Below are 21,911 nucleotides of genomic sequence, written 5' to 3' on the forward strand. Positions count from 1 at the left end.
GAAGTATCAAATTTGAAAAAGGTTTTGGATCGATTTTTCCATTAAAACAATTTTCGGAATTAATACCTTATCCTCAATTCTTGAGTGATAATTTAGATCTTCCTCTAATTTAAATAAGTCTTGTATGATTGTATGATACAGAGTGATGTTTTCTGGAGGAGCCAGATATTTGATCATGATGATTTTCAAATCCATTAATTTTTCTTCAACATCTTCATGGCCATCTGCATATTTAATGATGGAAAAAGATTTGAATAGTTCGAGGTTTTTAGGGTCTTTGTTCTGTGTTTTGATGATGTCTTCTACAGCTAGAACATATGGAAAAACGGTGTTTTCCTCGTACAGGATGTGTTCGGTTAATTCATTTTTGTAGCCCTCGAAAAAATTCCGGATTAGTGTAATGTACTTTTTGTCTTCGCTACCTTCGGATTGCAGCAATTCAATTTTCTGCTCAATTTCATTCAAAGTGTTATTCAAATAACTGGCATGCGTCATTTTTAAATAATCCACAATTTGGCGAACAGGAATAGTTTGTAGCTCTTCTTTTGGGAAATAGTCCTTATCGTGATAAGCATTTACCAATTGCAAAAAGAAGTTAAGATCAATTTCGCGTTCTTCACAAATATCAGCAACGGTTTTATCTCCAAAGCCTAAATTTATTCCAAATCGGTGTATTACAGGTATAAGCATGTAATTCATCTGAATTACATCCGCCAATTTCATTTCTTTTTTGATACGCATCGTTTAGTAATTTTAATCAGTCTAAATTAATAAAAACTAAGTGATATTCTAAGATTCAGGAGGTGAAGCATATAAAATTAAAATCTATGATAAGTAGTAGAGGTAATATTTTGGCAAAATAACCTTGTTGCTCATCTGATTTCATTAATCGGCCTCATTATCTTAGGCTACAAAAATAAATTCAGAATTTGTTTGTTGCAATACCAATATGTTGGGATTGTTAGTCAATAGTTGATCTTATAATTTGAAATTGGCTAAGACGCTTGCCGTTCTACTTGCTAGAGTTTATCCTAGTCTTTGAATAGCTTACCAGATTTTGACCGACTACTTTATGGATTGTAAATCATTCTCTCTGATCTCAGATACTTTCGGATCAGATAATTTTCTTCGTTCCTGGTGAAGGTTGTATTGTATGTTACGAAAATACAGAAGAAATAAAAAAACCGACTCAGTAGATCTGAATCGGTTTTTGCAATTAGGTTTTCGAACTTCTATTTTTTTCTCATGAAGATTTGAATCGGTACACCGGTAAATTCCCAGTTTTTGCGAATCTGATTTTCTAAATATCGTTTGTACGAATCTTTAATATATTGAGGCAGATTACAATAAAAAGCAAATGTAGGAGCCAATGTTGGTAATTGAGTCATATATTTTATTTTTAGAAATTTACCTTTAGTTGATGGTGGTCTAAAGTCTTCAATAGCTTTTTGCATCACCTTATTTAATTCCGAAGTAGAAATTTTACGCATTCTATTTTCGTAAACCTCAATAGCCGATTCCAGAACTTTAATCAATCTTTGTTTCGATAAAGCAGAAGTAAAAACAATAGGTACATCAGTAAAAGGAGCCATACGATTGCGAATTTCCTGTTCAAAATCTTTCATCGTATTGGTTTCTTTTTCGATAAGATCCCATTTGTTTATCATGATTACCACCCCTTTTCTATTCTTAATAATCAGATCTAATATGCTTAAATCCTGAGCTTCTATTCCTCGGGTGGCATCCAATATTAATACACAAACATCAGCACTCTCAATGGTTCGAATAGAACGCATAACGGAGTAGAATTCCAAATTCTCGGTTACCTTTGGTTTTTTGCGTACTCCAGCGGTATCAACCATGATAAAATCGTGGCCAAATTTTTGAAATCTAGTATGAATAGAATCACGTGTTGTGCCAGCCACATCGGTAACAATATTTCTATCGATACCGACCAAAGCATTTACCGTTGATGATTTTCCCACATTAGGTCTTCCCACAAATGCTATTCTTGGCAAGTCTTCGTTGTCTTCTTCTAATTTCACCTCAAAATCGGCAACAACAGCATCTAATAAATCTCCGGTACCAGAACCATTTACAGATGAAATTGGATAAACAGCATCTCCAATACCAACAGAATAAAATTCATTTGCAGCATAAATTAATTCGCTGTTATCTGCTTTATTTGCTACCAGATAAATCTTTTTCTTGGATCTTCGAAGAATGTTCGCAACGGCTTCATCCAAATCGGTAATACCGTGTTGCACATCTAAAACAAAAAGAATAGCATCTGCTTCATCAATTGCAAGCATTACTTGTTTGCGAATTTCTTCATCAAAAACATCTTCGGAATTCATAGAGTATCCTCCGGTATCAATTACCGAGAATTCTTGTCCATTCCAATCCGCTTTACCGTAATTACGATCGCGTGTTACACCCGAAGTTTCGTTTACGATAGCTTTTCGTGTACCTGTTAAGCGATTAAAAAGTGTGGATTTTCCGACATTTGGTCGGCCTACTATTGCAACTATATTGCCCATTCTATAATTTTTCTAACGCAATCACTGCGTTGTGTCATTCTTAATCAATTTTCTTTTTCCTTTTGCAAGGATAATCCCAAAGGATGCAAAATTTATGGCGAGATGTATTTTTTGTTGTCTACAAAACATACATTTTAGTATCGCCAATCTTAAATTTAATATTAATACCCAAAACCTTTGAGTTTTGAATCCTTATTTCGCCAATCTTTATTCACCTTCACATACAGTTTCAGGAATACTTTTTTGTCAAAGAAAGTCTCCATGTCTAGTCGTGCTTCTGTACCAACTTTTTTTAATGCACTTCCTTGATGCCCAATAATAATTCCTTTTTGAGAGGTGCGTTCAACATTAATTACAGCCATTATATTAATGATTTTTGGCTCATCTTTAAATTCTTCCACTTCTACCTCAACCGAATAAGGAATCTCCTTATCGTAATTGGTTAAAATCTTTTCCCGAATGATCTCATTCACAAAGAACCTTGCCGGTAGATCTGTCATCTCATCTTTCGAAAAGTAGGGATCTCCTTTTGGTAAAAGCTCTAAAATTCTTTTAAACAGATTCGAAACATTAAAGTTTTCTTTTGCCGACATAGGGAAAATCTCCGCATTTGGAAGCTTTTCTTTCCATACGTCCATCATCTCCACTAATTTGTCTTGTGTAGTCAAATCGATTTTATTGATGAGCAAAAGTACCGGAATATTAGTATTCTGAACTTTCTTTAAAAAATCTTCATTCTTATCAATAGTTTCTACCACATCGGTGACATATAATATGATGTCGGCATCAATTAATGCGGATGTCGAAAACTTCATCATTGATTCCTGAAGTTTGTAGTTGGGTTTCAGTACACCAGGGGTGTCAGAGTACACAATCTGAAAATCCTCACCATTCACGATTCCTTTGATTCTGTGGCGCGTAGTTTGTGATTTCGATGTGATGATCGAGATACGCTCCCCAACTAAATTATTCATTAAGGTTGATTTCCCAACATTCGGATTTCCAATGATATTTACAAAACCTGATTTGTGAGGCATATGTACTCTAATTTAGTGATTTAAAAATTTTTGCAAATATAAAACAATTAATGCCATTTCCCACATGTATCCTCAAATCGAAGTTTCATTCCCCAGCATCACATGGAAAATTGGGCGAGGATGAGGTGTAGTTTTTGGTTTATTGCAATATATCCTTATCAGAGAAGTTTGATAGTCCTGCCAAAATATTGTGGAGCATAGATTACAGGTTTGTTTTTAATTCCTAAAACTTTATATTTGTAGCAGAAACAGAGATAAATTCTGTTTTTAACATATTTATTGTTTCTTCAGGGCAGGGTGAGATTCCCGACCGGCGGTAAAGTCCGCGAATCTTTAATTAGATTGAACTGGTGTGATTCCAGTACCGACAGTATAGTCTGGATGGGAGAAGAAAAACAATTAATCTAATTGATTGATTTCATGTCAATGGAAAATATATTCCATTTGGCTATACCTTATATAAACGCCCTGAATAGTGAAAACTGTTCAGGGCTTTTTTTTTATGTGGATGATTAAAGACTATCAATATATGCACCGAGCTTGGGAATTGGCTCAAAAAGGAGTGGGAAAGGTGAATCCTAATCCATTGGTGGGTGCTGTTATTGTAAAAAAAGAGAAGATAATTGGGGAAGGATATCACGAATTTTATGGTGGTCCTCATGCCGAAGTAAACGCTTTTCGTTCCGCTTTGGAATCGGTAAGTGGTGCTACCATGTACGTGACTTTGGAGCCTTGTTCACACTATGGGAAAACGCCTCCCTGTGCCGAAGCTATTGTGAAAAATAAAATAGCTAAAGTGGTGATTGGTAGGCTAGATCCTAATCCGTTGGTGGCTGGCAAAGGTGTGCAAATTCTGGAAGAGAATGGTATCGAAGTTGATTATTGCTACATGTGCGAGGAATTGACTTATCAGAATCGTGTATTCTTAAAATATATTCAAAAGAAAATCCCTTATGTTGTGATGAAAACTGCCATGACATTGGATGGGAAGATTGCCAGTAGAACCGGGGATTCCAGATGGGTTTCTAATGAAAAATCAAGAGCCAGGGTGCATGAGCTGAGAAATGAATTAGCCGGGATTATACTTGGAGTTAATACTGTAATTGCTGATGATCCGCTCTTGACAACAAGGTTGAAAACTGGGCATGGTCGAAATCCCATAAGGATTGTAGTAGATAGCACGGCTCGCATTCCTCTGGATTCAAAAATATTGAATAGTGCAGATCTGGCTGACACCATTTTGGTTGTTACTGATAAGGCTGACTCTGAAAAGATAAAGGAAGTCGAAGATTTAGGGAATAAAGTTCTTGTGGTTGAGTCTTTAAAAGGAAGAGTTGATTTATCAAAATTGATGTCGAAACTTGGAGAACAAGGTATTGATGGTATTCTTTTAGAAGGAGGTGCAAGTCTCAATTTCTCAGCTCTGGAAGCAGGAATTGTGGATGAGGTAATTTCATTTATTGCACCAAAATTTATCGGTGGTGCCGAAGCTAAAACACCAGTAGGTGGTGAGGGTTTCGAACTTATGAAAGATGCTATCGAGTTGGAGAATATAAAAGTGGATCGATTCGGAGAAGATCTGATGTTGGTTGGAAAGATAAAAAAAGGCAGTGAATAGTCTGGTGTTTCAATAGCTTACAAGCTTTTACTGATAACTGTTAATTGAATAAAAATGTTCACAGGATTAATTGAGGAAATAGGAAGTATTAAATCCATACAGCGAGGGGGAAAGTCAATTCGCTTGGCGGTTTCTGCCAGTAAAATTATGGATGATCTTAAATTGGGAGATAGTATCGCAACCAATGGAATTTGCCTTACGGTAATAAGTTTTGATTCCAAGAGTTTCTCCGCAGATGTGATGCCTGAAACTATGAGCCGAACCAATTTTGGACTGCTTGGGGCAGGAAGTAGTGTGAATCTGGAACGGGCACTTCGAGTAGGGGATCGCTTAGGCGGACATATGGTGAGTGGACATATTGATGGACTGGGTGAAATTGTTGGTAAGGAGCAGGATGAGAATGCCATTTGGGTGAAGATTGCAGCACCAATAGATATTTTGAAATACATCGTGGAAAAAGGTTCCATTGCCATAGATGGTATTAGTTTGACGGTTGCAGAAGTGGATAATAAAAGTTTTAAAGTATCTATTATTCCTTTAACTCAGAGTGATACAACATTGATTTCCAAAAAACCGGGGGATAAGGTGAATTTGGAGTGCGACATGACCGCTAAATATATTGAAAAATTCTTGTTTCACAGAGAGACGGAGAATGCACAGATAGAGAGATCAGATCTTTCGATGGACTTTTTAAAAGATAATGGATTTGCTTAAAAGAATAGAAATAAACACAAAATAACAACAGATATACTATGAAATTTCATACGATAGAAGAGGCGATTGAAGACATCAAACTAGGGAAAATGATTGTAGTGGTGGATGATGAGGATCGTGAAAATGAGGGAGACTTGTTAATGGCTGCCGAAATGGTGACTCCTGAGGCAATTAACTTTATGGCTCGCCAAGGGGGCGGATTAATTTGTATGCCGATTGTGAAGGAACGTTTAGATGAGTTGAATATTGACATGATGGTAACTCACAATACCGATGCAAAACAAACGGCCTTTACGGTTAGTATAGATGCTGCTGATTGTAAAACTGGTATTTCGGCGCACGAACGTGCTCATACCATAAAAAGAGTGTTGGATACGACTACAAAACCTAACGATCTAACTCGTCCGGGACATATTTTTCCTTTGGTAGCTCGTAAAAATGGAGTTTTAGTTCGTGCTGGTCATACTGAAGCGGCTGTGGATCTCGCCAGATTAGCTGGTTTATATCCTGCCGGAGTAATTTGTGAAATCATGGATGAGGATGGAACCATGGCGCGGGTTCCTCAGTTGTCGAAATTCATTAAAAAACATGATCTGAAAATGATCACTATTGCGGATTTAATTGAATATCGTCGCCAGACAGAATCCATGATAGAGAAAATTACCGAGACTGCCATGCCAACGAAATATGGTGAATTTCGTGCACATGGTTATATCAATAAAATTACAGGAGAACATCATGTTGCTTTAGTGAAAGGAAATGTAGATACCTCCGATCCGGTACTTATCCGAGTACACTCTGAGTGTTTAACAGGAGATGCTTTTGGTTCGTTGCGTTGCGATTGTGGGGATCAGTTGCAAGAAGCTTTACGAAGAATTGAGAAGGAGGGACAGGGAGTTTTACTTTATATGCGACAGGAAGGTCGTGGTATTGGTTTGGTAAATAAATTACGTGCCTATCAGTTGCAGGATATGGGAATGGATACAGTGGAAGCCAATCTCGCGTTAGGTTTTAAAGCCGATTTACGCGATTACGGAATTGGGGCTGCTATTCTTGCTGATTTAGGAGTGAAAAACCTAAAGCTAATGACGAATAATCCATTAAAAATAGCAGGTCTGAAAGGTTATGGTCTTAAGGTTGTAGAACGCGAAGAAATTGAAATGACCTGTAATGAGAAGAATGAATTTTATTTGCAAACTAAAATGCAAAAGATGGGACATATGTTGCATCAGGATGTGAAATGGAACTTGCAAAACGATGATAAAAAAGTAAAAGGAATTACTAAAAACGGATTAAAATAAATCGAATAATAAATAAGAAAATGAATACAATTGAAGGAAAATTAATAGCAAAAGACCTTAAGTTTGGTATTGTTGCTGCTCGTTTTAATGAATTTATTGGAAGCAAATTGTTAGGTGGTGCTATTGATGCCATCACTCGACATGGTGCATCAAGTGATGATGTGGATGTTGCTTGGGTTCCCGGCGCATTTGAGATTCCATTAGTAGCCAAAAAGATGGTGAAAAGCGGTAAATATGATGCTATTATTTGCCTGGGAGCAGTAATTAAAGGCTCTACTCCTCATTTCGACTATGTTTCGAACGAGGTAACAAAAGGGGTGGCGAGTGTATCTTTAGATCAGGAAGTACCTGTGATATTTGGGGTTTTAACTACCGACACTATCGAACAAGCAATTGAAAGGGCTGGTACTAAGGCCGGTAATAAAGGTTATGATGCAGCTGTTTCGGCAATCGAAATGGCAAACTTGTTAAAGCAGCTTTAAATTATAAGCATAAAAAAACCGGTGAATCTCACCGGTTTTTTTTATTAAAAGATCTTTAGCATTCTTACCTCTTCCTCGGTCAGAAATCTCCATTTTCCTCGGGGAATATTTTTTTTAGTGATACCTGCAAAGAACACACGATCTAGTTTTTCTATATTATATCCTAAATGTTCAAAAATTCTGCGAACAATACGATTTTTTCCAGAGTGAATTTCAATACCAACTTGTGTTTTATCATTGGCATCGGTGTAACTAATGGCATCAGATTGTATAAGGCCATCTTCTAAATCCAAGCCTTTAGCAATCCTATCCAATTCCTCTTGTGCGATCGGACGATCCAAAAAAACATGATAGATTTTTTTCTTGTTGTAGCTCGGGTGAGTCAATCTTTTGGTTAGGTCACCATCATTTGTAAATATTAATACTCCAGTTGTCATTCGATCTAAACGACCAACAGGATAAACCCTTTCCGTGCATGCGTTCTTGATGAGGTCGGTAACTTTTTTTCTTCCCAACGGATCATCCAAAGTGGTCACAAAGTCTTTTGGTTTATTTAATACCAAATAAACTTTTGCTTCCGGCATTAAAAGTTTCCCATCCATTTGAACTTCATCATCTAGTTTGACTTTGGTTCCAACTTCGGTTACAATTTGTCCGTTTACAGTAACTCTTCCATCCTCAATCCTTTTGTCCGCTTCCCTTCTGGAGCATTCACCGCTATTAGAGATGTATTTATTCAGTCTTAAAATACCATCTTTTGGGCCCATCATTTTTGCATGTAATAGCTGTTTCTTTTTGCTATAATGCTTGTTGCGTAAGTTTTCTTTTTCGCCAAAATTTTTCTCCAACTTTTTATGGGATGAATCTTCAGATGTTATTTTTGAATAATCTGATTTTTTTTCAGATCTATCAGTGAATTTAGATCTATCTTCTCTGGCTTCCTGTCTTTTTCCTGAATTTTTTCTGTATTCGCGATCAGAATCGGTTGATCTATTTTGCTTTTGGCGAAAATCACCATTATCATCCTTACTATCTAGCCTCTTATTTGGACTATATCTAGGTTTATTTCGGCGATTTTGGTTTTCGGAATTCTTTCTGTATTGCTTTGGGTGTCCGATTCCTTCTTCCTTATCATTAGAGGAAGGTTTTGAGTCCTTGTCATATTTTGAATGAAATTCCTTTGGCTTACTATCACCATATTTTTTTGATGGAAATGAAGGTCTAACTCTTCTTGGTTTTCCGTTATTGTTTTCTTCCATTTTCTGCTTATCTGATCAATGCTTTGAACCTGCAAAGGTATTAATTATCAAGTAAAATCTTAACTACAATACTAAAATCCTTATAATATTTGAATGTGATGAAGAATTGTTTTTTTACTTTGAATCGATATTATAAATTTGTCATACAAATTTTGTGAGATTTAAATAGATTGTAAATCTAAAATCATTAAAAGAATAAAAAGATATGGCATTAATTAAATCAATCTCTGGTATTCGAGGAACAATTGGAGGACAAGTGGGTGAAGGACTTAGTCCTCTTGATGTAGTGAAATTTTCAGCGGCTTATGGTACCTGGGCATTGCGTCGTCATAATAGTCAAAAAATTAAAATTGTGGTTGGTCGTGATGCCAGAATTTCTGGTGAAATGGTCGATAAATTAGTTGTGGGAACCTTAATTGGATTAGGAATTGATGTGATAGAAATAGGCTTGGCATCAACACCAACAACTGAGATTGCCGTGACTGATGAAAAGGCTTTTGGTGGTATTATCCTGACTGCAAGTCATAATCCGAAACAATGGAATGCACTGAAATTATTGAATGAAAAGGGGGAGTTTTTAAATGACATGGATGGCAAAGAAGTGCTTTCTATAGCTGAAAATGAAGATTTTCTTTTTGCAGATGTTGATGATTTGGGTACGTTGACTTGTATCGATGATTACACTCAAAAGCATATCGATCATGTATTGTCGCTGAAATTAGTGGATGTGGATGTGATTAAAAAAGCGAATTTTTCAGTTGCAATCGATGCTGTAAATTCAGTAGGTGGTATTGCAATTCCTCAATTATTGAAAGCTCTGGGAGTAAATAATGTTGTGGAATTGTATTGCGAACCCAATGGTCAATTTCCACATAATCCGGAACCACTGCCAGAACATCTCACGGAGATTGCCAAGGTGTTAAAATCAGGTAAAGCAGATGTTGGATTCGTAGTGGATCCTGATGTGGATAGACTGGCCATTATTTGTGAAGACGGTAGTATGTTTGGAGAAGAATATACTTTAGTTGCTTGTGCCGACTATGTGTTGTCAAATACTCCTGGAAATACAGTTTCTAATCTTTCGTCAACACGCGCTTTACGCGATGTTACTGAAAAACACAAGGCATTTTATCAGGCCTCGGCGGTAGGAGAGGTTAATGTTGTGGCGAAAATGAAAGAAAATAATGCAATTATTGGCGGCGAAGGAAATGGTGGAATCATTTATCCGGAAAGTCATTATGGTAGAGATGCTTTAGTTGGAGTGGCATTGTTTTTAACGCATCTGGCTAAAACAGGAAAGAGAACTTCTGCATTGAGAGCGGAGTATCCAAATTATTTTATCTCTAAAAATAAAATTCAATTAACTCCAGAAATTGATGTTGATGCAGTTTTGGTAGCTATGAAAGAGAAATATCAACACGAAAAAATAAATGATATCGATGGAGTAAAGATTGATTTTGAAGATGAATGGGTGCATTTGAGAAAGTCAAACACCGAGCCAATAATTCGGATATATTCAGAAAGTGAAAATGAAGAAAATGCCAGAAGATTGGCAGAAAATATTATTTCTGATATTAAAGGGATCATTTCATAAAAAATTAATGAATTTTCTAGGTAAGTGCAGAAGAAAAATCTTCTGCACTTTTTTATAAGAGAATTATTTCCGTAATCGTTTGCGTGAAATTTGGAAAAGAAAATATTTGGAATTTTGATAAAGGAATTACACTGATTAGATATGAATACTATCCTATGCCTTGGCCTAAAACAATTAGTTTATATACTATATTTATTCCTTTTAATGTATAGATAATAGTCTGAAGTGGGTGTTTTTACCCATTTGGCAATTAGTTAAATATGTCAGAAATTCGATGATTGTATTGATATTTTTATATATTTAAGTAATACTGTTGGATAGCAGGTTTTTTTGTGAAAATTTTAATGGCAATCTATATATATTTGCTTACGAAATAGAGAAAAAATTCTCCAATAAGAAGCTTGCAATTAAATAATTTTAAAGTTGAAATTTCTTCTTGAATATTTAAAAAGATAATTCATTTTTACTGTGGTTTTGGAAAATAATCATATAAAATGAATTTTACAGATGATATAATTGTTTTGTAATAGGTTAAGTGATAAACTTATAATAAGAAAATAATAAGCATATGAAAATTACTGTAGTAGGCGCTGGAAATGTAGGATCAACCTGCGCAAATTGTATTGCTCAAAAAGAGTTGGCTAAAGAACTAATTATTGTAGATATTAAAGATGGTTTAGCCGAAGGAAAAGGTTTGGATATGTGGCAAGCTGCTCCAATTAATTATTATAATACAAAGGTAAAAGGGGTAACCAACGACTATACTGCAACAGCAGGTTCCGAGGTTGTTGTTATAACTTCCGGTCTTCCTCGTAAACCAGGTATGAGTCGCGATGATTTAATTGCAACCAATGCAGGTATTGTAAAGTCCGTAACTGAAAATGTGATCGCTCATTCTCCAAATGCAATCATTATTATTGTTTCCAATCCTTTGGATGTGATGACTTACGCCGCTTATCTAACAGCGAAAAAAGCCTCAAATAAGATTTTTGGAATGGCCGGAGTTTTGGATACAGCTCGTTATCGCGCATTCCTTGCAGAAGAATTGGATGTTTCTCCAAAGGATATTCAGGCATTATTGATGGGAGGACATGGAGATACGATGGTTCCACTTCCCAGATATACTACAGTTTCAGGAATTCCAGTTACTGATTTGATTGACGAAGATCGATTAAATGCTATCATTGAAAGAACTAAGTTTGGTGGCGGTGAGTTGGTAAACCTTATGGGAACCTCAGCATGGTATGCTCCAGGAGCTGCTGCTGCTCAAATGGTAGAAGCTATTGTTCGTGATCAAAAAAGAATTTTCCCTGTATGTGCTTATTTAAATGGGGAATATGGAATGAAAGATATTTATTTAGGTGTACCTGTAAAATTAGGTAAAAATGGTATCGAAGAAATTATTGAAGTGAAATTAAACGAATCTGAAATGGCAATGTTGAAAGATTCAGCAGAATCTGTTAAGTCCATAATGAAAGTTTTGGATGATATGAATATTATTGACTAGTTTAGTTCATAACATTAAATAATTAAGGTTGTCTTGAATAAGGCAACCTTTTATTTTGCGAATAAGTTTAGTATATCTTTTGTTTAAGTTAATATTCTTGATAATTATTTATATCCTTATTCTTTTGGTATATTTGCTATCCTTTAAAATAATTGAATTACACAAGTTTTGCGTTAGATCTCAAAGCGCAAAATCTTGGGGGGTAATCGGATTTTGTTTGAAAATATAATGAGTTAATCGGGAGTGAGTTTTGCAGAAGTAAATTTCATTTTGATCTTTATATCAATAAATTAAGCATATATGAAAATTGAGGTGCCTTTTGAAATTATAGAGTTGGAGCATAATAGCTTTCATCTTCTTATTAAATGTCAAATTAATTATACACAATTTGGTGATTTGGTTATAGATACCGGTGCCTCTAAAACTGTTTTCGATCTGAATTTTGTAAATGAATATAAGGTCATACCAAAAGAAGATTCAGAAATTCAATCCCGAGGTTTGGGAGAAGGCAGTATCGATACTGAAATTGTGCGTATCGAAAATTTTCAATTGGGAGAATTAGCTGTAAATAATTTTACATGCGCTTTAATTGATTTGACAAATATAAATGAAATGTATCATCAATATTGCCAGCGAAAAATCTGTGGATTATTGGGTAGTGATTTTCTTTTAAGTCACAAAGCCATTATCAACTATGAGACGGAAATATTACAGCTTGAATTATTTTAAGCTCTGTAGATGTCTAAAAGTCTGAAAAACCATAATGTGCTGTAGAATATTGATCAAAGGAATTTGAAAAAAATTAATATATTTGTGCGTTAATTTGCGGTTAAGAATATAATATACCACATAAATAAGAACTTTTTAAACCTAAACACATGCGAAATAAAGGAGCGATTAGACTACTCGCTATTGTCTTTGCGTTAGTGAGTTTATATCAATTGACTTTTACTTACGTAACCAGAAAAGTTGAAAAGGAGGCTCAGGAATATGGAGTCGGCGATATTAAGAAGGAACAAGCTTATCTTGACTCTATTAAAGGGGAAGAGGTTTATAATTTCCTTTGGCTGAAAAAATACACCTATAAAGAGTGTAAAGATCTGGAGTTAAATCTTGGACTTGACCTTAAGGGAGGTATGAACGTAACCATGGAAGTTTCTGTTGTTGACATTATTAAAGCGATGGCAAACAACAGTAAGGATAAAACTTTTGTGGCTGCTATTCGGCAAGCTAAAAAGATGCAAGCCAATAGCCAGGAAGACTTTGTAACCTTGTTTGGAAAAGCTTTTGAACAAATTGATCCGAATGCGCAATTATCATCTCCTGATATTTTTGGAACCCTTGAAATGAAAGATAAGATTCCTTTTGGTGCTTCAAATAAAGAGGTATTGAAAGTTATTAAGAAGGAAACCGATGATGCAATCGATAATACTTATAATATTCTTCGTTCTCGTATCGACCGTTTTGGTGTAGCTCAGCCTAACATTCAAAAAGCAGATGTTTCTGGTCGTATAATAATCGAACTTCCCGGTATTAAAGATGCTGCCCGTGTTCGTAAATTATTGCAAGGAACTGCTAGTTTAGAGTTCTGGGAGACTTATACTAATGATGAAGTAGTTCCCTACTTGAATGCCGCAAATCAAAAATTGGTTGAAATTAATAGTGTTGCAGCTGAAAAAGTAGATACAACAACTACCAAAAAAGATGTAAAAAAAGAAACAAAAGAGGACGATACAGCATTATTAGATAAAATAGAAAAAGAGGGAACTCAGGATTCAGTTGCTAATTTGCAAAATGAAAAGGAAATAGCTAAAAAGTACCCTTTATACTCCATTCTTCGACCACAGAGAGGTTCTTCCAAAGCTGTTGTTGGAATGTCTCATATAAAAGATACCGCACGAGTGAATCGTCTTTTGGCAATGCCTGCGGTTAAATCGACTTTACCTCGTAATATGAAATTCTTTTGGGGAGTTAAGCCAATTGACAAAGGAGGTAATATCTTTGAGTTGTTTGCTATTAAAGTAACAAGTAGAGATGGCAAAGCACCTTTAGATGGTGATGTTGTAACTTCTGCTCGTGAGCAAATCAATCAAAATAAAGCGAGTGCAGAGGTTTCTATGAGCATGAATGGTGAAGGAGCGAAAATTTGGGCTCGCCTTACCAAAGATAATGTGAATCGTGCTATTGCTATCGTTTTGGATGGTTATGTATATTCTGCACCTAATGTTATCAGTGAAATTAAAGGAGGTCAATCTAGTATTAGTGGTGATTTCACTATTCCAGAGGCAAAAGACCTTGCAAATATCTTGAAATCAGGTAAACTTCCTGCACCGGCACATATTATTGCTGATGAAGTTGTTGGTCCATCCTTAGGTAAGGAGTCAATTCAAAAAGGTATGTATTCCTTTATCATTGCATTTGCTTTGGTGTTGATATACATGTTATTCTTCTATAGTAAAGGAGCTGGTTTAACAGCAAACATTGCATTGATTGCCAACTTATTCTTTATATTCGGAGTTTTAGCTTCATTGGGAGCTGTACTGACCTTACCTGGTATTGCTGGTATTGTCCTGACAATAGGTATGTCGGTAGATGCTAACGTGTTGATATATGAACGAATACAGGAGGAGTTGAAATCCGGGAAAGGGTTAAATTTGGCTGTTACCGATGGTTATAGCAATGCCTACTCTGCAATTATTGATGGTAATATCACAACTTTATTAACTGGTATCATTCTTTATTTATTTGGAGAAGGTCCAATTAAAGGTTTTGCAACTACTTTAGTTATTGGTATATTCTCTTCTTTATTCGCAGCGATCTTTATTACTCGTATTATTATTGAAGGTTCGTTAAGTCGCAATAAAAAAGTAACATTCACAACTAGATTTACTGATAGTTGGTTGCGTAATGCAGGCATTAAATTCCTTGAGAAAAGAAAGATTTTCTATGTGATTTCTGGGATAGCTTTAGTTTTAAGTATTGGTTCCTTAGTAACTAGAGGTTTGAATCAAGGTATTGATTTTACAGGAGGACGAACTTATGTAGTTGCCTTTGATCAGGATGTTTCCGTAGAAGCAGTGGCTAAATCTTTGGCTACAGTGTATGGTCATACTCCAGAGGTTAAAACTTTCGGTGGAAATAATCAAGTGAAAATATCAACTAAATATAAAATTGAAGAATCCGGAAATGAAGTTGATGATGAAGTGGAAGGATTATTATTTAAAGGATTAAAACCATATTTGGCTGACGGAACAACAAAAGCCATGTTCTTGGAGAATAACAGGAAGATGTCTCAAAAAGTTGGTCCTACCATTGCCGATGATATTCGTCAATCAGCAGTTTGGTCTATTTTATTCGCTTTGATAGTGATTTTCTTGTATATCATGTTCCGATTCGCAAATTGGCAATATGGTCTAGGTGCTGTAGTAGCCTTGGCTCACGACTCAATCATAGTGTTGGGGGTTTTCTCTTTATTTTATGGAAGGCTACCATTCTCATTAGAAGTGGATCAGGCATTTATAGCGGCAATCCTTACGGTAGTAGGATACTCCATTAATGATACAGTGGTAGTCTTTGACCGTATTCGTGAGTATATTGGACTGCATCCTAAAAAGGATCGTGTTGAGGTAGTAGATAGTGCTTTGAATAGTACATTGCGTCGTACATTTAGTACTTCACTTTCTACTATGGTTGTATTGTTAGCCATCTTCCTTTTTGGAGGTACTTCTATACAGGGATTTACATTCGCCTTATTAGTAGGGGTTATCGTAGGTACTTATTCTTCTCTATTCATTGCTACTCCAATAGCATATGACACTAGTTTACGTGTGGAGAAAACGGTAGCTAAGAAAAAGCATTAGATTATATCCTATAAAAGCAAACCCCGAATCTAATTTGATTCGGGGTTTTTTTGTGCTAAAAACTAGATGTATTCTATTTTCTTGATTTTAGATTTTCTTAGGTATATTTGTTAAAAATATATTTCAGATGGAAAGTGTGCTTTTATTTATTAGCGGAGGTGAAATTGTCATTGTATTTATTGTGATTCTCCTTTTATTTGGATCAAAGAAGATTCCTGAATTGGCAAAAGGATTGGGGAAAGGTATGAAAGAATTTAAGAGAGCTACCGATGATATTAAAAAGGAAATTAATGATCAAACGGATATTCTTGATCATGTTAAGGATTTTAAAGATGATATTTCCAAAAAACTTTAGTATTAGACTCTTCTCCCTGAATTAGGAAATCTTATTGTTTTCAATGGACTATTTATATTTATTGCTAGGGCTGGTAATTCTATTATACAGCGGAGACCTGTTGGTAAAAGGAGGAGTTGCCTTAGCTGCACACTTTAAGATATCTACTTTAGTGGTGGGCGTGACTGTTGTTTCATTTGGAACATCTGCGCCAGAATTATTAGTAAGCTTAAACGCGGCATTAACGGGAAGTCCTGATATTTCCATAGGGAATGTTGTTGGTTCTAATATTGCGAACATTGCTCTTGTTCTTGGTTTTACTGCAATTTTGTTGCCCTTACCTGTGAGAAGCAATTCCATAAAATACGATTGGCCTTTCATGATGGGTGCATCAGTGCTTTTCTATCTATTTGTGTTAAATCAGTATTTGGAGAGTTATGAAGGGATTATTTTTGTAATTCTACTGATTGTTTTTATGGTTTGGACAGTCTGGAAATCCAGAAAGCAAAACAAAGAATTTTCAGAAAAAATACCGACGGCTAAATATTCTATAATAATAGCTTTGGGTCTAATTTTAGCCTCCTCTGTTGGTCTGTATTTTGGAGCCAATTTATTAGTGGATAGTGCTAAGAATATAGCAATACGATTTGGGGTAAGTGAGAGAGTGATAGGTTTAACCATTGTGGCTTTCGGCACTTCTGTGCCAGAATTAGCAACTTCGGGAGTAGCAGCATTTAAAAAAGAGATGGATATTTCTATCGGTAATATTATTGGATCTAATATTTTTAATATACTTGGCGTGCTTGGAGTAACTTCCATTATTAAAAAGATATTCGTTAGTAAAGAGATAATTTCCTTTGATATTCTTATGATGTTAGGGATTTCTTTTTTGCTTTTTATTTTAATATTACCGTTACGAAAAGGAAAGCTTCACAGATGGAAAGGAGTACTTTTACTTTCATTTTACCTGATTTATATATATTTGGTTTTTAAGCAGATTTAAAGCCTATGATTATTGCAGAGCAGATAACAAAGAGTTTTGGGGCATTAAATGTCTTAAAGGGAGTGGATTTAAATATCAAACAAGGTGAAATAGTTTCCATTGTTGGAGCAAGCGGTGCCGGTAAAACAACCTTACTGCAAATCCTGGGTACGCTCGATAAACCAAGCTCAGGTAGGGTATACTATGGTAATACAGATATTTCTCATTTTAGCGAAAGAGAATTGTCGGCGTTTCGTAATGTCAATATTGGTTTTGTATTTCAATTTCATCATCTGCTACCAGAATTTACGGCTTTAGAGAATGTTTGTATTCCGGCATATATTGCAAAAAAATCAAAGACTGAAGCTCAAAATAGAGCAAAAGAATTGCTTGAAATGTTAAATTTGGGCGATAGACTTGATCATAAACCATCGGAACTGTCCGGAGGTGAAAAGCAACGAGTTGCTGTAGCTAGAGCTCTAATAAACGATCCATTGGTGATACTGGCAGACGAACCTTCCGGTAATCTTGATACCAAAACAAGACAGGAGTTGCATGAACTTTTTTTTAGTTTGAGAGATAAGTTTAATCAGACTTTTGTAATTGTTACACATGATTTGGAATTGGCAGAAATGTCTGATCGTCAAGTTGTAATTTCTGATGGAATGATAGAAAAAAATGCATGATTCTGAACTAACAGATTTAAAAGAGTTTCTCGATGAAAAATACGACCGCTATAATAGGGTATCTTTTATCGAATCAGACCCTATACAAATTCCCCATTCTTTTACTCTAAAAGAGGACATTGAAATTGCTGCGTTCCTCAGTGCTACTATTGCATGGGGACAAAGGGGAACAATCATTCGAAATGCAAAGTGGTTGATGGAGAAAATGGATTACCAACCACACGATTATCTACTGCATGCAAGTGAAGCAGAATTGAAGATTTTTAAGCAATTTAAACATCGAACATTCAATGGGGAAGATTGCGATTTCTTCTTAAGATCTCTTCGCAACATTTATCTTCATAAGGGTGGTTTGGAAAATATTTTTACTTCTGCCTATAAGGAAAAAGGGAATATTAAGGAGGTGTTGAGTGATTTCAGGAATGTTTTTTTCGAAGTTAAACACCTGCTAAGAAGCGAGAAGCATGTTTCCAATGTGGAAAAAAAATCATCCGCTAAAAGATTGAATATGTTCCTGAGATGGATGATTCGTAAAGATGAACGTGGTGTTGATTTTGGGATTTGGAATGCAATAAATCCTGCTGATTTATATCTTCCATTAGATGTGCATACTGGTAATGTAGGCAGAAAGCTGAATCTGTTGCACCGAAAACAAAATGACTGGATTGCCGTTGAGGAGATAACTCAAAATCTCCGAAAATTGGATCCGTATGATCCTGTTAAGTATGACTTTTCATTATTTGGCTTGGGTGCATTTGAAAAATTTTAGACAAAATGGCAAATCAATATTTTGAATTTAAGCAGTTTAGAATTGAGCAGGAAAAAGCCGCAATGAAAGTTGGTACTGATGGAGTTTTGTTGGGTGCTTGGGTAGATTTGGACAAAGCGAACAGCATATTGGATGTAGGTACTGGTACGGGTTTAATTGCAATTATGCTTGCACAGCGTACATTTGGAAAAGTCAGGATTGATGCAGTAGAAATCGATTTGGCAGCTTATCAACAAGCTGTTGATAACTTCAATAATTGTTCTTGGAGCTCCCATATTGAGGCCAAACATATAGACTTTCAGAATTTTTGCAAGAATGATCATGAAAAATATGATCTGATTATCAGCAATCCTCCTTATTTTAGAAATGGTTTAAATTCAAAGGATTCGTCCCGAACAAAAGCAAGGAATGCTGATCACTTACCTTTGGACGAACTGATTTTGGGAGCCAAAAGATTATTAAATTCATCAGGGATTTTAGCTGTAATTTTACCTGTTGATGAGGCTTGTCTATTTGAGAAATTGGCAGGTGTTGATGGCTTTTATCTCAAAAGAAAATTTGCAGTCCTTCCAAATCCAGGGAAGTCGGCAAAAAGAATTCTTCTCGAGTTTTGTTTGACTAATGTAGAACTAGTTTTTTCAGAAATAATAGTGGAAAATGGTCAGAGGCATGTTTATTCTCCTGAATATAGAAGTCTCACAAAAGATTTTTATTTGAATTTTTGAGGTGATCCTGCCAATTGAAAATTAACCCACCACTCGTCTAATTCAAATGGATTTTGATTGCTACCTGCCTTCAATTTTCCCATCTTTCTGCGAATTACTTCCTTACTGCTTAATGCAGAGTAATATTCTTCATTAGCCTCGTTAATACTTGCGATACCAATACTAAAAATTGTTTTATCTGATACAGATTTTGGAAAAATATTTTTAATTGGAAAGTGTAAATGATAACTAAAAAGAATTTGATGTGAGGTCATTAAATTAATAATATAACCTTCATTATTATCTAAATTGGTAAGATTAAGGCGTTCATTTAATCTTGTGTCAATTATTTCGAAATGCTTAAAACGATCATTTAATTCCTCTTGAAATTCAATCCTTGTAAATTTATTAAGGTAGAATTTAAATTGATTTCTGGTGAATGGTCTATCTGTAGGCAAAGGGTAATTCACAGCAAAAATATTTTTAGATTTCCCATCCGGATCGAACCAGATACTTAACCCGAGATTATATATTTTACGCAAAGTGGCAGGCGAGTTGGTTTCCAAAAATAGATCAATAAATTTTTCATTATTAAATATCTTGATACTAATCTGGTCATCGGATTGATAATAGATCGAAGGTTTTTCTGAAAAATAATTGGTAGGTAACTGTCCTTCCGGTGTTCGGTAATTGACAAAAGAATCAGAACTAGCACAAGAAAAAAGCAGGCAAAAAGAAAATAATAGTAAAAATCGTGCATTTTTTAACATCTGCAATTGTATTGAATAGGGAGCAAAAGTATAAAATAACCGGTCTAAAATCAGTCAATAAATAATATTTACTTGATCAACTTTATAATTCTTTTTCTTCTTCGATAAATCGAATTCCTAATTCTTCCAATTCGTATAAAATTGGTTCATAAAGCTCAGGTATGGTAGGAATATGAACGCCGCTAATATTTATTTTCCCAATAGCAAGTAGCTTTGTAGCGATAGCTAGCGGAGTTCCAACAGTATAGGACATAGCAGTATGCTCTTTGTCTTTTCCTTCGTAGGTCATTGATGAGATAATTCTTTTTCGTTTGCCATCAAGATCAAAATCAAACAAATGCTGCATGACGAGTAAGTCTCTGTCATTTGCATCTAAAGCCCACTTTTTCTCCAATATTTTTTGAAGGATTACAGCTGGAGTGGCAGATTTTATTCCCGTTTTTTCTTCTGAGAATAATCCAAGCCATTCTAATTTTTGCATGATATCAGAATTTTTGTCTATACCAGTATAATCAGAAAGTCGGTCCTTTAAAGACTTTTCATTATCAGGTAGGAAGCTGGCCAAGTAATCCCGGTTTGAAAGTAAATGTGAATTCTTCATTGTGTAGGAGTCATCCGTACATCCAAGTTGAATGAGCACATTCCAAGCTTCAGAATATCCAGGTCGTCGCATGGTACCCCGCATAATATTTGGGATATCTTCTATTCCATATAGTTCGCAATATTGCAGAGAATCCCGATTAGGATAAACTTCAAATTCGCCATATCCGGCTATTTTTGTTTTTGTGAGATGCGTGAAAAGTTTATTGTATGGAATGTATTTGTAGTGACCATTCTCTTTGAATTGTGCAGTTCCTTGTCCGGCAAGAACCACATTTCTCGGATTCCAAGTGAATTTGTAATTCCAGGGGTTATTATCACAGGAAGGTGCTACTAATCCCCCACAATAGGATTGGAAACTTTGAATTTTACCGCCTTTTTGTTTTATCTGATCAATAATTTTCATGGCAGACATATGGTCGATGCCGGGATCAACGCCAAGTTCGTTTAAAAAACTCAAGCCTTTATTCTTAGCTTCATCATTTAAGGCTTGCATTTCAGAAGTAACATAGGAAGGGGTAAGCAAATGTTTTCCAAACTTTAAACATTCTTTTGCCACGATAATATGCATGGAAGCAGGAACCATACTTACTACTATATCGGCAGCTGATATTTCTGAAGTTCTTTGTTCCAAATCTTTTAAATTAAATCGGAGAGCTGTCCCATGAGGATGATTGTTTATTTTTTTTTGTGCTAATTCCATGGACATATCCGCAACGGTTATATTCCAGCTGTACTTCTCGGATTGTTTTAAAAGGTATTGAATGAGGCTAGTAGCCGATAAACCTGCGCCAATAATTAGAATGTTTTTCATATGATTATAATATTATGCAATCGCCAATTGGAAGCCGCCGAGTTTATATAATTGTTGTAGCAAAATACTTAGTTATGGCTTGATTCCTATGGTGTATTAATGCATTATTTAATTTCTGAATTTAGGATGAATTAAATTTACAAATTTGTTAATGTAAAAACCATGAGAATTGTTATAAATTTTTAGGTCTATAATCAATAGCGTCCTAAACGATTAAAAAGAGAGAAAGAATTTAAGTATCTCAAATTATCTTTGAGTTGCACAACAAAAAAAACTTTCTCTCATGACAAATTTAAATTTATTCTCTCAAATCATATCCAAATTGGATAGAACTTGTTTT

General features: G+C 35.2%; 19 protein-coding genes and 1 riboswitch. Of the genes, 13 read left to right on the top strand and 6 right to left on the bottom strand.

The features are described 5' to 3' along the window. Nucleotides 1-6: 6 nt before the first annotated feature. From DLK05_RS13380 to era, 3 genes are all read right to left on the bottom strand, one after another. Nucleotides 7-741 carry a hypothetical protein gene (locus DLK05_RS13380; RefSeq protein WP_127344512.1) on the bottom strand — a complete coding sequence of 245 codons (735 nt, stop codon included), beginning with the start codon at nucleotides 739-741 and terminating at the stop codon, nucleotides 7-9. Nucleotides 742-1,232: 491 nt separating this feature from the next. Further along, a complete protein-coding gene (gene der / locus DLK05_RS13385) occupies nucleotides 1,233-2,540 on the bottom strand; it encodes a ribosome biogenesis GTPase Der (RefSeq protein WP_127344513.1) in 1,308 nt (435 codons plus the stop codon). 161 nt (nucleotides 2,541-2,701) lie between these two features. Continuing rightward, nucleotides 2,702-3,577 carry a GTPase Era gene (gene era, locus DLK05_RS13390; protein WP_127344514.1) on the bottom strand — a complete coding sequence of 292 codons (876 nt, stop codon included), beginning with the start codon at nucleotides 3,575-3,577 and terminating at the stop codon, nucleotides 2,702-2,704. Between the two features lie 279 nt (nucleotides 3,578-3,856). After that, a riboswitch (FMN riboswitch) is annotated at nucleotides 3,857-3,974 on the top strand. 78 nt (nucleotides 3,975-4,052) lie between these two features. On the opposite strand from era, the gene ribD reads away from it, so the two are divergent. Genes ribD through ribH form a run of 4 tightly spaced genes read left to right on the top strand, consistent with a single transcriptional unit; the run spans nucleotide 4,053 to nucleotide 7,692 of the window. Continuing rightward, nucleotides 4,053-5,195, top strand: coding sequence for a bifunctional diaminohydroxyphosphoribosylaminopyrimidine deaminase/5-amino-6-(5-phosphoribosylamino)uracil reductase RibD (gene ribD / locus DLK05_RS13395; RefSeq protein WP_209319881.1), 1,143 nt, complete (start codon nucleotides 4,053-4,055; stop codon nucleotides 5,193-5,195). 54 nt (nucleotides 5,196-5,249) lie between these two features. Beyond that, on the top strand, nucleotides 5,250-5,909 hold the full coding sequence (locus tag DLK05_RS13400; protein WP_127344515.1) for a riboflavin synthase: 660 nt from the start codon (nucleotides 5,250-5,252) through the stop codon (nucleotides 5,907-5,909). 38 nt (nucleotides 5,910-5,947) lie between these two features. Then, the gene (locus tag DLK05_RS13405) at nucleotides 5,948-7,210 is read left to right on the top strand and encodes a bifunctional 3,4-dihydroxy-2-butanone-4-phosphate synthase/GTP cyclohydrolase II (protein WP_127344516.1); all 1,263 of its coding nucleotides are present in this window, start codon (nucleotides 5,948-5,950) and stop codon (nucleotides 7,208-7,210) included. Between the two features lie 20 nt (nucleotides 7,211-7,230). After that, on the top strand, nucleotides 7,231-7,692 hold the full coding sequence (ribH, locus tag DLK05_RS13410; protein WP_127344517.1) for a 6,7-dimethyl-8-ribityllumazine synthase: 462 nt from the start codon (nucleotides 7,231-7,233) through the stop codon (nucleotides 7,690-7,692). Nucleotides 7,693-7,736: 44 nt separating this feature from the next. Here the strand turns inward: ribH and DLK05_RS13415 are convergent, their stop codons facing one another. After that, nucleotides 7,737-8,951 (bottom strand): pseudouridine synthase, encoded by a 1,215-nt coding sequence (locus DLK05_RS13415; RefSeq protein WP_127344518.1) that lies wholly within the window; start codon nucleotides 8,949-8,951, stop codon nucleotides 7,737-7,739. A 205-nt stretch (nucleotides 8,952-9,156) separates the two neighbouring features. On the opposite strand from DLK05_RS13415, the gene glmM reads away from it, so the two are divergent. The 9 genes from glmM (at nucleotide 9,157) to DLK05_RS13460 (ending at nucleotide 19,408) form a co-directional block, all read left to right on the top strand. Next, a complete protein-coding gene (glmM, locus tag DLK05_RS13420) occupies nucleotides 9,157-10,545 on the top strand; it encodes a phosphoglucosamine mutase (RefSeq protein ID WP_127344519.1) in 1,389 nt (462 codons plus the stop codon). Between the two features lie 568 nt (nucleotides 10,546-11,113). Beyond that, nucleotides 11,114-12,052 carry a malate dehydrogenase gene (gene mdh / locus DLK05_RS13425; RefSeq protein WP_127344520.1) on the top strand — a complete coding sequence of 313 codons (939 nt, stop codon included), beginning with the start codon at nucleotides 11,114-11,116 and terminating at the stop codon, nucleotides 12,050-12,052. Nucleotides 12,053-12,352: 300 nt separating this feature from the next. Continuing rightward, nucleotides 12,353-12,781 (top strand): retropepsin-like aspartic protease, encoded by a 429-nt coding sequence (locus DLK05_RS13430; RefSeq protein WP_127344521.1) that lies wholly within the window; start codon nucleotides 12,353-12,355, stop codon nucleotides 12,779-12,781. 149 nt (nucleotides 12,782-12,930) lie between these two features. Then, entirely contained in the window at nucleotides 12,931-15,912 is a 2,982-nt protein-coding gene (gene secDF / locus DLK05_RS13435) for a protein translocase subunit SecDF (RefSeq protein ID WP_127344522.1), read from the top strand. Between the two features lie 127 nt (nucleotides 15,913-16,039). Continuing rightward, nucleotides 16,040-16,267 (top strand): twin-arginine translocase TatA/TatE family subunit, encoded by a 228-nt coding sequence (gene tatA / locus DLK05_RS13440; protein WP_127344523.1) that lies wholly within the window; start codon nucleotides 16,040-16,042, stop codon nucleotides 16,265-16,267. 43 nt (nucleotides 16,268-16,310) lie between these two features. Continuing rightward, entirely contained in the window at nucleotides 16,311-17,249 is a 939-nt protein-coding gene (locus tag DLK05_RS13445) for a calcium/sodium antiporter (RefSeq protein ID WP_235832008.1), read from the top strand. A gap of 5 nt (nucleotides 17,250-17,254) precedes the next feature. After that, nucleotides 17,255-17,914 (top strand): ABC transporter ATP-binding protein, encoded by a 660-nt coding sequence (locus DLK05_RS13450; RefSeq protein WP_127344525.1) that lies wholly within the window; start codon nucleotides 17,255-17,257, stop codon nucleotides 17,912-17,914. After that, the gene (locus tag DLK05_RS13455) at nucleotides 17,907-18,683 is read left to right on the top strand and encodes a TIGR02757 family protein (RefSeq protein WP_127344526.1); all 777 of its coding nucleotides are present in this window, start codon (nucleotides 17,907-17,909) and stop codon (nucleotides 18,681-18,683) included. The genes DLK05_RS13450 and DLK05_RS13455 overlap by 8 nt, the downstream gene beginning before the upstream one ends. Before the next feature lie 5 nt (nucleotides 18,684-18,688). Beyond that, nucleotides 18,689-19,408 (top strand): tRNA1(Val) (adenine(37)-N6)-methyltransferase, encoded by a 720-nt coding sequence (locus DLK05_RS13460; RefSeq protein ID WP_127344527.1) that lies wholly within the window; start codon nucleotides 18,689-18,691, stop codon nucleotides 19,406-19,408. Here DLK05_RS13460 and DLK05_RS13465 read toward each other — a convergent pair. Beyond that, on the bottom strand, nucleotides 19,393-20,157 hold the full coding sequence (locus DLK05_RS13465) for a hypothetical protein (RefSeq protein WP_127344528.1): 765 nt from the start codon (nucleotides 20,155-20,157) through the stop codon (nucleotides 19,393-19,395). The genes DLK05_RS13460 and DLK05_RS13465 overlap by 16 nt on opposite strands. Nucleotides 20,158-20,239: 82 nt before the next feature. Next, complete coding sequence (locus tag DLK05_RS13470; protein ID WP_127344529.1) at nucleotides 20,240-21,571, bottom strand: saccharopine dehydrogenase C-terminal domain-containing protein; 1,332 nt, start codon at nucleotides 21,569-21,571, stop codon at nucleotides 20,240-20,242. Between the last annotated feature and the right edge of the window lie 340 nt (nucleotides 21,572-21,911).

Source organism: Ancylomarina longa (assembly GCF_003996985.1).
Classification (GTDB): Bacteria; Bacteroidota; Bacteroidia; order Bacteroidales; family Marinifilaceae; genus Ancylomarina_A; species Ancylomarina_A longa.